Here is a 13,100-nt window from a genome sequence, read left to right as displayed (position 1 = left end):
CGGCCAGGTGCGCGGCGCATCCGGTCATGCTGGCATAATGCCGGCTTTACCGGAGTGCGCCGTGGACCAGGAAGAACGTTTCGTCAATCTTGAAATCAAGCTCTCCCAGCAGGAAGACCTGCTCGATGAGCTGAACAAGACCATCTACCGCCAGGAGCGCCGTATCGACGAGCTCGAGGCAATGGTCGGCAAGCTGGCTGACCACCTGCGCTCCCTGCGCGATGCCGGCCAGGCGCCACTCAACGAACGCCCCCCGCACTATTAAGTCACCCCACTCGCCAGGTGCTGCCCCAGGCGCTTGCCCAGGCACAGCAGGGTGAGTGTCGGCGGCAAGCCCCATGGCTGCGGGATCACAGACGCGTCGCACACATACAGACCCGGTGCCTTCGTCTGAAGGTTCGCATCGACCCCGGCGCCGATGCGCACGCTGCCGCCCGGGTGCGCGGCGAAATGCCAGCTCTTGAACACGTGCCGCGCACCGGCCGCCTCCAGGATCGTGCGCGCCATTCGTTCGCCCTGCTGCAGGCGCATGCGGTCGCCATCGCTCAAACGCTTGTCGGCCCAGCGCGGTCCGACGCGTCCGCTGATGTCGTCACGAATCTTGACCATGATGCAGAGGGTGCGCCGGTGCGCGAACAGGCGGTCCACGCGCCCGACCTGCGTCGCGAAGGCCTGGTACATCGGGCGCGGCAAGGTCAGGTCGGCCAGCGCGATGCCGGCTTCCGGGTCGTGCCAGCCGGCCGCCATTGGCACTTCGGCGCCGCCATCGATGTCGGCCACACTGCCCATCACGGCGACCACCGGATCGCTGAAGAACGGCGCATCGCGCGGTCCCAGCCCTGACGCATGCAGGATGCGCGGGCTGCCGATCCCGCCGCCACTCAGAATCACCAGCGGCGCGTGGATGGTCTGCAGCTGCCCGCCATGCTTCACCTCGACGCCGCTGGCCCGGCCTCCCTCCAGCAGCACGCGCGTGACGCGGCTGCCTGTCTGCAGCACGGCGCCAAGCTCCACCGCCTGTTCTACGAAATCGCGGGCACTCCATTTGGCGCCGTACGGGCAGCCATAGGTACAACGCCAGCAGCCGCTGCGGCACAGCGCCGGCCGGATCATCTTGTCGAGCTTTTTCCAGTCGATGCCGGCCGCATGCGCCGCCGTCATGATGCGCGTGGCCATGGGGCCGACCAGCGTATCGGGCAGGGGCGCGAGCGGCAATTCCGCGCGCAGTGCGGCCAGGCTCGGGGCCAGGTCGATGCCGTACGCGGCAAAGTAGCCCGCCGGCGGCGCGGCCGCAGTGGCGAAATTGACGGCCGAGCTGCCGCCCAGCGTCGTGCCGCCCACCAGCAGCGACGCATCGCGGTGGATGAAAGCGCCGCGCCCCGGCACGGCCGCCATCGATGCCATCTGCGTGACGGTGCCGGCGAGCGGCGCGGCGCCGCCCTGTTCGAGTAGCAGGACCCGGCTGCCGGCACGCGCCAGTTCGCGCGCGACGCTGGCCCCGCCAGGGCCGGTGCCGACCACGATGGCGTCGAAGGAAGAGGAAGAAAGGGTCATGGAAAGGTGCCGCAAAAGGGCCTCGATGCTAACACGGCGCGCCCCGTATGCACGTCAATACAGGGGCTGCGGATTGATACATTGCGGTACTTTTTAATTGTTACAAGCGCCATGCAAGCCTGCTATGATCTTCAGCGCACTGCTGTCGAGCCGTTGGCGACAGCGCCCTTCCTCAGTGTTAGCGAAAGACCTCATGATCCGTCCTCAACTGCTCATCGTGGCAGCCAGCGTCGCGCTGGCGTGTTCCGCCATCGCAGCACCTGCCGCACCCGCCCTCGACGCTTCCAACCCGTTCGCCAAGCCCAGCAGCCTGCCGCTGCAATACCCGGCGTTCGACAAGATCAAGGATGCGCACTACCTGCCTGCATTCGCTGCCGGCATGCGCGAAGAACTGCGCGAAGTCGAGGCGATCGCCAATGACAAGGCCGCGCCAACGTTCGACAACACGATCGTGGCGCTGGAAAAATCCGGCCAGTTGCTGGCGCGCGTGAACGCGACCTTCAGCAATCTGCACGGCGCCAACACCAACGACACGCTCGATGCGGTCGATCGCGAGATGTCGCCCAAGCTGGCGGCGCACACCGATGCGATCCACCTGAACGCGAAGCTGTTCGCGCGCGTCAAGGCGCTGCACGACAAGCGCGCGTCCCTGGGCCTGGACGCCGAATCGACGCACCTGCTCGAGCGCTATTACAAGGAATTCGTGCGCGCCGGCGCCAACCTGTCGGCGGCCAACCAGGCCAAGCTGAAGGCCTACAACGGCGAGATCGCCTCGCTGCAATCCGACTTCCAGCAGCGCGTGCTCAAGGGCGCGAATGCCGCCGCCCTGATCGTGAACACCCGTGCTGAATTGGCGGGCCTGTCCGACGCCGAGATCAATGCCGCTGCTCTTGAGGCCACCAAACGCGGCCAGAAGGGCAAGTTCGCAATCCCGATCGTCAACACCTCGATCCAGCCTGGCCTGTCCGTGCTGACGCACCGCGCCACGCGCGAGCGCCTGATGAAAGCCTCGCTCGAGCGCGGCACCAAGGGCGGCGAATTCGATACCACCAAGCAGGTGCTGCGCCTGGCCAAGCTGCGCGCCGAACGCGCCGTGCTGCTGGGTTACCCGAACTTTGCGGCCTACTCGCAAGAGCTGGAAACCGCGCGCAACCCGGCCGCCGTCAACAAGCTGCTGGGCGACCTGGCCAAGCCGGCCGTCACCAACGCGAAGAAGGAAGCCGTCGAGATCCAGGCCGCAATCAACAAGGACGGTGGCAAATTCGAAGTGGCAAGCTGGGACTGGCCGCTGTACGCCGACAAGGTGCGCGCCGAGAAATTCAATTTCGACGACAGCCAGCTGCGCCCGTACTTTGAACTGAACCGCGTGCTGGTCGATGGCGTGTTCTTCGCCGCGACCAAGGAATACGGCGTCACGTTCAAGGAACGCAAGGACCTGCCAACGTACGACCCCGACGTGCGCACCTTCGACGTGTACGACGTCGATGGCAAGCTGCTGACGATCTTCATCTTCGACCCGTACGCACGCAGCAACAAGCAGGGCGGCGCCTGGATGAACGAGTACGTCTCGCAATCGCACCTGCTGGGTCAGAAGCCGGTCATCGGCAACCACCTGAACATTCCAAAGCCGCCAAATGGCGAGCCGACGCTGCTGACGTACGACGAAGTGGTCACCGCGTTCCACGAATTCGGCCACGCGCTGCATGGCATGTTCTCGGACGTGAAGTACCCGAAATTCTCGGGCACGAACGTGCCGCGCGACTTCGTCGAGTATCCGTCGCAGGTCAACGAAATGTGGGTGACCTGGCCTGAAGTGCTGGCCAACTACGCCAAGCATTACAAGACCGGCGCGCCGATGCCGAAGGACTTGCTGGACAAGGTCGTGGCGTCGAAGAAGTTCGGCCAGGGCTACACCACCACCGCCTACCTGGCGGCGGCGCTGCTCGACCAGCGCTGGCACCAGATCACGCCAAACCAGGTGCCGACCGACGTGCTGAGCTTCGAGGCGAAGGCGCTGGCCGATGCGGGCGTCGCGTACGCTCCGGTGCCGCCGCGCTACCGCAGCGCGTACTTCTCGCACTCGATGGGCGGCGGCTATTCGGCCGGCTACTACGCCTACCTGTGGAGCGAGCGCCTGGACGCCGAGACGGTCAAGTGGTTCACCGAAAGCGGTGGCCTGACGCGCAAGAACGGCGACCATTTCCGCAAGACGCTGCTCTCGCGTGGCGGCACGCAAGAAGCGATGGACCTGTTCCGCAACTTCCGTGGCCGCGATCCGGTCATCGGCCCACTGCTGGAACGCCGCGGCCTGACCGCGACGCCGTCGAACGACTGATGCCCATGCCAGCATCCCGTCTGCACCGTCACGAGCGGTGCCGGCGGGGCGCTGCGCTACTGACATGCCTTTTTCTCCTTTCGTACAAGAGACTCCATGAACCGTCCAAAACTGCTGCTGATCGCAGCCGGCGTTGCCCTTGCCACCATCGCGTTTTCCAAGTCGGCCAGCGCCGCGCTGCCAGCCTCGAATCCGTTCGCCAAGCCGAGCACCCTGCAATACGGCTACCCGGCCTTTGACAAGATCAAGAACGAGCACTTTGCGCCGGCGTTCGACGAAGGCATGCGCGAGCAGGCCGCTGAAATCGCCAAAATCGCCAACAACAAGGCTGCGCCGACGTTCGACAACACGATCGTGGCGATGGAGCGCTCGGGCCAGCTGCTGGGCCGCGTGCGCGCCGTGTTCTACACGCTGACCGGTTCGTATACCAACGACACGCTGCAGGCACTGGACAAGGACCTGGCGCCGAAATTCGCGGCCCACAGCGACGCGATCCGCCTGAACCCGGCCCTGTTCGCCCGCATCAAGACGCTGCACGACAAGCGCGCCACGCTGGGCCTGGACGCCGAATCGGCGTTCCTGCTCGAACGCTACTACAAGGACTTCGTGCGCGCCGGCGCCAACCTGTCCGCGGCCGACAAGGTCAAGCTCAAGGACTACAACGGCAAGCTGGCTGCGCTGCAGACCCAGTTCAGCCAGAACGTGCTCAAGGAAGTGAACGCCTCGGCCTTCGTCGTCGACACCCGCGCCGAACTGGCTGGCCTGTCCGAGAAAGCCATCGACGCGGCCGCCGCCGAAGCGACCAAGCGCGGCCTGGAAGGCAAGTTCGTCATCCCGGTCGTCAACACCACGCAGCAAGCGCCGCTGGCCGTGCTGACCAACCGCGCCACGCGCGAAAAGCTGCTCACCACGTCGATGATCCGCGGCAGCCGCGGCGGCGAATTCGACAACCGCGACGTCGTGCTGCAACTGGCGAAACTGCGCGCTGAACGCGCCGAGCTGCTGGGCTACGAGAACTACGCCGCCTACTCGCTCGAGGACCAGACGGCCAAGAACACCACGTCGGTCAACAAGCTGCTGGGCGATTTGACCGCGCCGGCCGTGCGCAACGCGAAGAAGGAAGCGGCAGAGATCCAGGCCGTGATCGATGCGGAGAAGGGCGGCTTCCAGCTGGCCGCGCAGGACTGGGCGATCTACAGCGACAAGGTGCGCACCGCCAAGTACGCGTTCGACGCCAACCAGCTCAAGCCATACTTCGAATTCGACAACGTGCTGGAGAAAGGCACGTTCTTCGCCGCGACCAAACTGTGGGGCATCACCTTCAAGCGCCGCACCGACCTGCCGACCTACGACGCCGATGTGCGCGTGTATGACGTGTTCGAAGAGAACGGCGCCCACCTGGCCATCTTCGTGGTCGACCCGTACGCGCGCCCGAACAAGCGCGGCGGCGCATGGATGAGTTCGCTGGTTGACCAGAGCTTCCTGCTCGACAAGAAGCCGGTCATCACCAACAACCTGAACCTGACCAAGCCAGCCGCGGGCGAGCCGACCCTGCTGACCTGGGACGAAGTGCGCACGACGTTCCATGAATTCGGCCACGCAACCCACGGCTGGTTCTCGAAGGTGAAATACCCGCGCTTCTCGGGCACCAGCGTGCCGCGCGACTACGTCGAGCTGCCATCGCAGGTCTACGAAATGTGGATGGCCTGGCCTGAAGTGATGGCCAGCTATGCCAAGCATTACCAGACCGGCGCCGTGATGCCGAAGGAACTGCTGGACAAGCTGCGCGCCTCGCAGAAGTTCAATGAAGGCTACCGCACCACCGAGTACCTGGCTGCTGCGGTGCTCGACCAGCGCTGGCACCAGCTGGGCTCGAAAGCCATCCCGACCGACGTGAAGACGTTCGAGCAGCAGGCGCTGAAGGACGCGGGCCTGGACTTCGCACCGGTCCCGCCGCGCTACAGCAGCACGTACTTCTCGCACGCGATGGGCGGCGGCTATTCGGCCGGCTACTACAGCTATCTGTGGGCCGAGCGCCTCGACGCCGATGCCGGCGAGTGGTTCAAGGAGAACGGCGGCCTGCAGCGCAAGAACGGCGACCGCTTCCGCAATATGGTGCTGTCGAAGGGCGGCACCGTCGATGCGGTCGAGATGTACCGCGCCTTCCGTGGCCGCGATCCGGTCATCGAGCCGCTGCTCGAGCGCCGCGGCCTGAATTGATGCCGGAGCAGCCGGCCTGCGCCGGCTGCCAGCAGGTCCTAATCCTTACCGTGAGAAGCACAAGAACATGAAACCTACCCACATCCTCCTGGCCGCCGCGGTCAGCGCCGCCGTCGCCAACTTTGCATTCGCCGCACCCGCACCAGCGACCGCCGCGCCCATGACCGCCGCGGCGCCGTTCGACGCGAGCAACCCGTTCGCCAAAGAGAGCAGCCTGCAATACAACTACCCGGCCTGGGACAAGATCAAGGACGAGCACTTCGCCCCGGCCTACGCCGAAGCCATGCGCCAGCATGCGGCGGAGATCGAGAAGATCGCCAACAACAAGGCGGCGCCAACCTTCGAGAACACCATCGTCGCCATGGAGCGCTCGGGCCGCATGCTGAACCGCGTGAGCACCGCCTTCGGCACGCTGTCGGGCTCTTACACCAACGACACGCTGATCGCGCTGGGTCGCGACATCGCGCCGAAGCTGTCGCAGCACAGCGATGCGATCCGCCTGAACGGCAAGCTGTACGCGCGCATCAAGGCGTTGTACGACAAGCGCGCCAGCCTGAAGCTCGACAGCGAATCGGCCTACCTGCTGGACCGCTACAACAATGACTTCGAGCGCGCTGGCGCCAAGCTGTCGGACGCCGACAAGGAAAAGCTGAAGGCCTTCAACAGCCAGCTGGCCGCCCTGCAGACCAAGTTCGCACAAGACACGCTGAAAGAAGCCAACGCCTCGGCGCTGGTCGTCGATTCGCGCGCCGAACTGGCGGGCATGAGCGACAAGGCCATCGACGCTGCCGCTGCGGAAGCCAAGAAACGCGGCCTGGATGGCAAGTTCGTCCTGCCGGTCGTGAACACGACGCAGCAGGCATCGCTGTCGGTGCTGACCAACCGCGCCACGCGCGAAAAACTGCTGGCCGCGTCGATGGCGCGCGGCAGCCGTGGCGGTGAATTCGACACCCGCAACACCGTGCTGCAGATCGCCAAGCTGCGCGCCGAACGCGCCGTGCTGCTGGGCTTCCCGAACCACGCCGCCTACAACCTGGAAGAGCAGACCGCCAAGACCACCGACGCGGTCAACAGCCTGCTGGCCGAACTGGCCACGCCTGCCGTGAACAACGCGAAGAAGGAAGCGGCCGACATCCAGAAGGTGATCGATGCGGAGAAGGGCGGCTTCAAGGCTGCAGCCTATGACTGGAGCTTCTACAGCGACAAGGTGCGCGCAGAGCGTTACGCGTTCGACGCCAGCCAGCTGCGTCCGTACTTCGAACTGAACCGCGTGCTGGTCGATGGCGTGTTCTTTGCCGCGACCAAGGAATTCGGCATCACGTTCAAGGAACGCAAGGACCTGCCGGGCTACAACGAAGACGTGCGCGTGTTCGACGTGTTCGACGTCGACGGCAAGCAACTGGCAATCTTCACGTTCGACCCGTACGCCCGCTCGAACAAGCGCGGCGGCGCCTGGGCCAACGCCTGGGTCGGCCAAAGCAAGCTGCTGGGCACCAAGCCTGTCATCGCCAACAACCTGAACATTCCGAAGCCGGCCGCCGGCGAGCCGACGCTCTTGACCTACGACGAAGTGCGCACCACGTTCCACGAATTCGGCCACGCGCTGCACGGCATGTTCTCGGACGTGCAGTACCCGCGCTTCTCGGGTTCGCGCGTGCCGCGTGACTATGTCGAGTTCCCGTCGCAGGTCAACGAGATGTGGATGGCCTGGCCGGAAGTGCTGGCCAACTACGCCAAGCATTACCAGACCGGCGAGCCGATGCCGAAAGCGCTGCTGGACAAGGTGCAGGCCTCGTCGCAGTTCAACGAAGGCTTCCGCACCACCGAGTACCTGGCCGCCGCGCTGCTGGACCAGGCCTGGCACCAGCTGGCGCCGAACCAGATCCCGACCGATGTGTTGGCGTTCGAAGCGCAAGCACTCAAGAAGGCCGGGGTTGACTTCGCCCTGGTACCGCCGCGTTATCGCAGCACGTACTTCTCGCACACGTTCTCGGGCGGCTACTCGGCCGGTTACTACGGTTACCTGTGGGCCGAGAAGCTCGATGCCGATACGGTCGAATGGTTCAAGGCCAACGGCGGCCTGACGCGCAAGAATGGCGACCATTTCCGCAAGACGCTGCTGTCGCGCGGCGGCACGCTGGACGCGATGCAGATGTACCGTAACTTCCGCGGCAAGGATGCGGATATCAAGCCGCTGCTGGAGCGTCGCGGCTTGACGGGTAATTAACGACGTTGCAGCTTTGCTGGCTGCTTGGGCTCCCGCCTTCGCGGGAGCGACGTGCTTGAGATGATGGCTAAAGAGTGCAATCTGGCTCTTCCGGCAAACTTGAACAACGTCGCTCCCGCGCAGGCGGGAGCCCAAGTCCGTATGCACACCGTCACAGCCGTGTTCTCCCCCACGCCCCCCATGCCTTACAATGAAATCGACCAATCCACGGAGACCACGATGCAACCCGAACACGATGCCGACCTGAAGGCACGCCTGAAAGCCCTGCACCGCGAACTGCAGGAAACCGGTGACACCGATGTCGAACTGGAAACGCTGCTGCGCCAGCTCGATGGCGATATCGAGAAAGTCCTCGAGCGCCGCGCCGAGCAGGAGCTCGATGCGAATACCTACGGCCTGGGCTCGCGCACGCAGGAGCTGGCAGCCAGTTTTGCCGCCCGCCACCCGCGCGTCGAGCACGGCTTGCGCGAACTGGGCCAGATCCTGTCGAACATGGGCATTTGACCTGCGCTGCTGAAATAGTAGGCTAATAGCCACAAGTCATTGATTTTAAGCCATTTTTCGGGGCCTTCCATGCTCCGTAAATGGTTTTCCGGTACAATGCCGGGCAATGAACTCCCCTGCCAATCTCTTTGCGACGGTCGCCAAGCGCTCCAGCCGCGCCCCGACCGCACCCTTCCTCCCGATGTCCCGCGCCGAAATGGACGCATTGGGCTGGGATTCGTGCGACATCATCCTGATCACGGGTGACGCCTACATCGACCACCCGAGCTTCGGCATGGCGCTGGTCGGCCGGCTGCTCGAAGCGCAGGGGTACCGGGTCGGCATCATCAGCCAGCCTGACTGGACCTCTGTCGAGCCGTTCCGCGCACTGGGCAAACCCAATCTGTACTGGGGCGTCACCGCCGGCAATATGGATTCGATGGTCAACCGCTACACGGCCGACCGCAAGATCCGCTCCGACGACGCCTACACACCCGAAGGCGCGCCGAACAAGCGCCCCGACCGCGCCGTGACGGTGTATTGCCAGCGCGCCCGCGAAGCATTCCCCGGCGTACCGGTGATCGCCGGCAGTATCGAAGCGTCGCTGCGCCGCATTGCCCACTACGATTACTGGTCCGATAAGGTGCGCCGCTCGGTGCTGTTCGAATCGAAGGCCGACCTGCTCATCTTTGGCAATGCCGAGCGCGCGCTGGTTGACCTGACGCGCCGCATCGCCGCGGGCGAAAACATCAAGACGATCCGCGACCTGCGCGGTACCGCCTTCCTGGTGCCGCTGGGCTGGCTGCCGGATGAAGAATGGAGCGTGCACAATTCCACCCGCGTGGACGTGCCGGGCCGCATCGACAAGCAGCCGAACCCGTACGCGATGGCGCTGGAAGACCCAAAGGCCTGCGCGCTCGACAACGCCGCGCCGGAGCCCGAGGTCAAGCCGATCATGATCATGACGCGCGAGCAGCGCCAGGCCGCGGCCCGCGAAAAAGCGGCCAAGACCGTCGTGCGTCTGCCGAGCTTTGAAACGGTCAGCGTCGACCCGGTGATGTACGCGCACACGTCGCGCGTGTTCCACCTCGAGTCCAACCCGGGCAATGCGCGCGCGCTGGTGCAGGCGCACGGCGACCGCGACGTCTGGCTGAACCCGCCACCGCTGCCGCTGGCGATGGACGAGATGGACAATGTCTACGACATGGCCTACGCCCGCGCGCCGCACCCGAGCTACGGCAAGGCGCACATCCCGGCCTGGGAAATGATCCGCTACTCGGTCAACATCATGCGCGGCTGCTTCGGCGGCTGCACCTTCTGCTCGATCACCGAGCACGAAGGGCGCATCATCCAGAGCCGCTCCGAGCCGTCGATCCTGCGCGAAATCGAACTGATCCGCGACACGACCAAGAATTTCGCCGGCACCATCACCGACCTCGGTGGCCCCACCGCGAACATGTACCGTCTGGCGTGCAAGGAAAAGACGATCGAGGAAAGCTGCCGCCGTCTGTCGTGCGTGTACCCGACCATCTGCAGCAACCTGGGCACCGACCACAGCAAGCTGATCTCGCTGTACCGCAAGGCGCGCGCGATCCCCGGCATCAAGAAGATCCTGATCGGTTCCGGCCTGCGCTACGACCTGGCCGTGCGCTCGCCCGAGTACGTGAAAGAGCTGGTCACGCACCACGTCGGTGGCCTGTTGAAGATCGCGCCGGAGCACACTGAAGCGGGCACCCTGTCGAAGATGATGAAGCCGGGCATCGGCGCGTATGACGAATTCAAGCGCATGTTCGACAAGTACTCGCTCGAAGCCGGCAAGAAGCAATATCTGATCCCGTACTTCATCGCGGCCCACCCGGGTTCGACCGACGAAGACATGCTCAACCTGGCGCTGTGGCTGAAGAAAAACAACTTCAAGCTCGACCAGGTGCAGACGTTCACGCCGACGCCGATGGCGATGGCCACGACGATGTACCACTCGCGCCGCAACCCGCTGGCCAAGGTGACCGAGGATTCGGAAATCGTCGAAACGGCAAAGAGCGGCAAGACGCGTAAGCTTCACAAGGCGTTCCTGCGCTATTACGACCCGGAGAACTGGCCGATCCTGCGCGAGGGCCTGTATCGCATGGGCCGTGGCGACCTGATCGGCAACAGCGACCGTCACCTGATCCCGGCGCCGGGCGGCGAGATGGCCAGCGGTTCGCTGCGCGAAGAGCGCCGCGGCCCGGGCATGGCGCCGAAAGGGCGGCCAGCCGATGGCGCACCGAAGCGCACGATGGGCGCCGGCGCACCGCGCGGCCGCACCGACCGCACGCCGGCCACCACGCCGTTCATGGCGCCGCCGTCGAAGGTCAAGCCGTCGATCCTGTCGACCATCAAGGCCAAGCCGAAGACCGTGCGCAAATAATCGCGCTCGAACGGACAAAAAAAACCGGCGCCTGGGGCGCCGGTTTTTTTTCGACGGTACATGTTGTCCGTTACGGTTTGGTCTTCAATTTCGCATTCGGCGTCGGCGCGCCGCGTCGTTCGCGCGCGATGTCCAGGTCCATGCTGGCCTGGCGCGTGCGCAGCGAGTTGGCATAGCGGTGCCGCGCCCGCAGGCGCGGGTGCGTGACCAGGACGCCCAGCGTTTCGCCGATCACCATCACCACGCCCAGCAGCGGCAGCACCAGCATCAACCCCACCACGCCGGCCAGCATGCCGCCGACAAAGATCATCAGCACCGTCACCAGTGGATGGATGTGCAGGCTGCGGCCCAGCGTGGCCGGCATGAAGATGAAGTCGTCCAGCAGGCGCACCAGCACGAACACGCCAATGGCGCCGTAGGCCATCAGCGGGTTGCCCGGCGCATCGGTCGACGCGACGATGACCACCAACGCGCAGCCGGCGATCGAGCCGACGAACGGCACCCAGGCCAGCACTGCCGAGATCAGGCCCAGCAGCAGGGGCGAGGACACACCGATGATCCACAGACCCAGCGCCAGCACGATCGTGTCGAGCACCGTCAGCTTGAGCAGGCCTTCGAAATAGCGGCGCGCGGTCTGGTCGACTTCGTGCAGCAGGTACAGCGCCGGCTCGAAGTAGGCATTCGGCACCGCGCGCGCCAGGAACTTCTTGAAGCGTACACCGTCGCGCAGCAGGAAGAAGCTGAGGAACGGCGCCAAGAACAGCGACGGCACCCAGGTCACGATGCCAACGACGATGTCGCCCAGGTGGTTCTGCGCGAAGTCGCTGGTGTAGTTGGTGAAGGCCCGGTTGACGGTCGAGGTCAGGCGCATCTCGGCCAGCAGCGGGAATTTGGCTTCCAGTAAACCCATCGAATTGCGCACGAAGGCGACGCCGCCGTCGAGATACAGGCTGATCGTCGCTTCCCACGAATCTTCTTCGGGGCCGTCGCCCCAGGCCATGGCTGCCGTCAGCGCCAGCGCGGTCAGGGCAAAGAACAGCGTGCAGACCCACAACGCGGCAGCGTTGCGGCCAAAGCCTGAACGCACCATGCGCTGCATCGGGCCCAGCAGGATGTAATACAGGACGGCGCCGAAGATGAAGGGCAGGGCCAGCCACAGCAGCTTCTGGACGACGAGCAGCAGCAGGCAGGTGCCGCCGATGATGCCGGTCCAGACGACCGGGCCGGCCCGCTCGGGGCCGTGGGCAGGGTCGAGGTGGGTGCTCACAGTGCTTCCAGCTGCGGCCGGCCGGTGCCCATCCATTCACGCAGGCGCAGGCCAATGTGGCGCGCCAGTGCCAGCGAGATCTTGTAGCCGATGACGGCGTCGGTTTCCATCAGGCCCAAAAAGTCGGCGCGGAAGAACACGGCCACTTCGCACGGTTCCAGGGCGCGTGCCTGGGCATTGCGGGGGGAGTTATCGAGCAGCGCCAGGTCGCCGAAGAAGCCGCCCGGTTCGAGCTCGGCCACGACCTGCGTCATGCCCTCGTGCAGGCGGCTGATGCGTACCCGGCCGCTCATCAACAGGTACAGCGCCTGGCCTTCTTCGCCCTCGTCGAACATGATTTCGTCTTTTAAATAGCGGCGCTCGTGCAGCAGACCGTCGACGATCTTCAGTTCCAGCGGCGTCAGCGCAGCAAACAGCGATGAGCTCTTGAGCCGGTGCAGGCGCGGCGACATGCGCGGGGGTTTGAGAAAACGAAAAATCAAGGCGTGCTCCAGGGTGGTGCGGTCTGTTGTCCGTTTGATTATCCGCGATCAGATGCTGCCACGCATCAAAAAGCGTCGCGTGCGCACAGCGGTGTGGCGGCGCGTCCATAGGGTGCGTCAAGCGT

General features: G+C 64.9%; 9 protein-coding genes. 6 read left to right on the top strand and 3 right to left on the bottom strand.

Translation table 11 applies throughout. The annotated features are described in order from the left end of the window. Nucleotides 1–61 precede the first annotated feature (61 nt). A complete protein-coding gene (locus tag ACZ0AJ_RS19145) occupies nucleotides 62–265 on the top strand; it encodes a SlyX family protein (protein WP_183555154.1) in 204 nt (67 codons plus the stop codon). Here ACZ0AJ_RS19145 and ACZ0AJ_RS19140 read toward each other — a convergent pair. Next, a complete protein-coding gene (locus ACZ0AJ_RS19140; RefSeq protein WP_499455999.1) occupies nucleotides 262–1,554 on the bottom strand; it encodes an FAD-dependent oxidoreductase in 1,293 nt (430 codons plus the stop codon). The two genes, ACZ0AJ_RS19145 and ACZ0AJ_RS19140, sit on opposite strands and share 4 nt — an antisense overlap. Before the next feature lie 193 nt (nucleotides 1,555–1,747). Between ACZ0AJ_RS19140 and ACZ0AJ_RS19135 the strand changes: the two genes are divergently transcribed. The 5 genes from ACZ0AJ_RS19135 to ACZ0AJ_RS19115 all read left to right on the top strand — a co-directional run bounded on the left by ACZ0AJ_RS19135 (nucleotide 1,748) and on the right by ACZ0AJ_RS19115 (nucleotide 11,226). Continuing rightward, complete coding sequence (locus tag ACZ0AJ_RS19135; protein WP_499455997.1) at nucleotides 1,748–3,889, top strand: M3 family metallopeptidase; 2,142 nt, start codon at nucleotides 1,748–1,750, stop codon at nucleotides 3,887–3,889. A gap of 96 nt (nucleotides 3,890–3,985) precedes the next feature. Continuing rightward, nucleotides 3,986–6,109 carry a M3 family metallopeptidase gene (locus tag ACZ0AJ_RS19130; protein ID WP_499455995.1) on the top strand — a complete coding sequence of 708 codons (2,124 nt, stop codon included), beginning with the start codon at nucleotides 3,986–3,988 and terminating at the stop codon, nucleotides 6,107–6,109. Nucleotides 6,110–6,176: 67 nt separating this feature from the next. Beyond that, the gene (locus tag ACZ0AJ_RS19125; protein ID WP_499455993.1) at nucleotides 6,177–8,336 is read left to right on the top strand and encodes a M3 family metallopeptidase; all 2,160 of its coding nucleotides are present in this window, start codon (nucleotides 6,177–6,179) and stop codon (nucleotides 8,334–8,336) included. A gap of 219 nt (nucleotides 8,337–8,555) precedes the next feature. Beyond that, on the top strand, nucleotides 8,556–8,840 hold the full coding sequence (locus ACZ0AJ_RS19120) for a DUF4404 family protein (RefSeq protein WP_183555162.1): 285 nt from the start codon (nucleotides 8,556–8,558) through the stop codon (nucleotides 8,838–8,840). A gap of 106 nt (nucleotides 8,841–8,946) precedes the next feature. Beyond that, nucleotides 8,947–11,226 (top strand): YgiQ family radical SAM protein, encoded by a 2,280-nt coding sequence (locus tag ACZ0AJ_RS19115; RefSeq protein WP_499455991.1) that lies wholly within the window; start codon nucleotides 8,947–8,949, stop codon nucleotides 11,224–11,226. A 70-nt stretch (nucleotides 11,227–11,296) separates the two neighbouring features. Here ACZ0AJ_RS19115 and ACZ0AJ_RS19110 read toward each other — a convergent pair whose 3' ends face one another. Next, complete coding sequence (locus ACZ0AJ_RS19110; protein ID WP_499455989.1) at nucleotides 11,297–12,493, bottom strand: AI-2E family transporter; 1,197 nt, start codon at nucleotides 12,491–12,493, stop codon at nucleotides 11,297–11,299. Further along, nucleotides 12,490–12,975, bottom strand: coding sequence for a cyclic nucleotide-binding domain-containing protein (locus ACZ0AJ_RS19105; RefSeq protein WP_221290483.1), 486 nt, complete (start codon nucleotides 12,973–12,975; stop codon nucleotides 12,490–12,492). Before ACZ0AJ_RS19105 ends, ACZ0AJ_RS19110 begins: the two co-directional genes overlap by 4 nt. Between the last annotated feature and the right edge of the window lie 125 nt (nucleotides 12,976–13,100).

Source organism: Telluria sp. AC161 (assembly GCF_979258535.1).
This window is presented reverse-complemented; position numbering and strand designations above follow the sequence as displayed.

Bases quoted from the DNA above. Each gene is read 5' to 3' on its own strand.
- ACZ0AJ_RS19125 (WP_499455993.1), top strand. From the start codon at position 6,177: ATGAAACCTACCCACATCCTCCTGGCCGCCGCGGTCAGCGCCGCCGTC.
- ACZ0AJ_RS19115 (WP_499455991.1), top strand. From the start codon at position 8,947: ATGAACTCCCCTGCCAATCTCTTTGCGACGGTCGCCAAGCGCTCCAGC.
- ACZ0AJ_RS19120 (WP_183555162.1), top strand. From the start codon at position 8,556: ATGCAACCCGAACACGATGCCGACCTGAAGGCACGCCTGAAAGCCCTG.
- ACZ0AJ_RS19130 (WP_499455995.1), top strand. From the start codon at position 3,986: ATGAACCGTCCAAAACTGCTGCTGATCGCAGCCGGCGTTGCCCTTGCC.
- ACZ0AJ_RS19135 (WP_499455997.1), top strand. From the start codon at position 1,748: ATGATCCGTCCTCAACTGCTCATCGTGGCAGCCAGCGTCGCGCTGGCG.
- ACZ0AJ_RS19140 (WP_499455999.1), bottom strand. From the start codon at position 1,554: ATGACCCTTTCTTCCTCTTCCTTCGACGCCATCGTGGTCGGCACCGGC.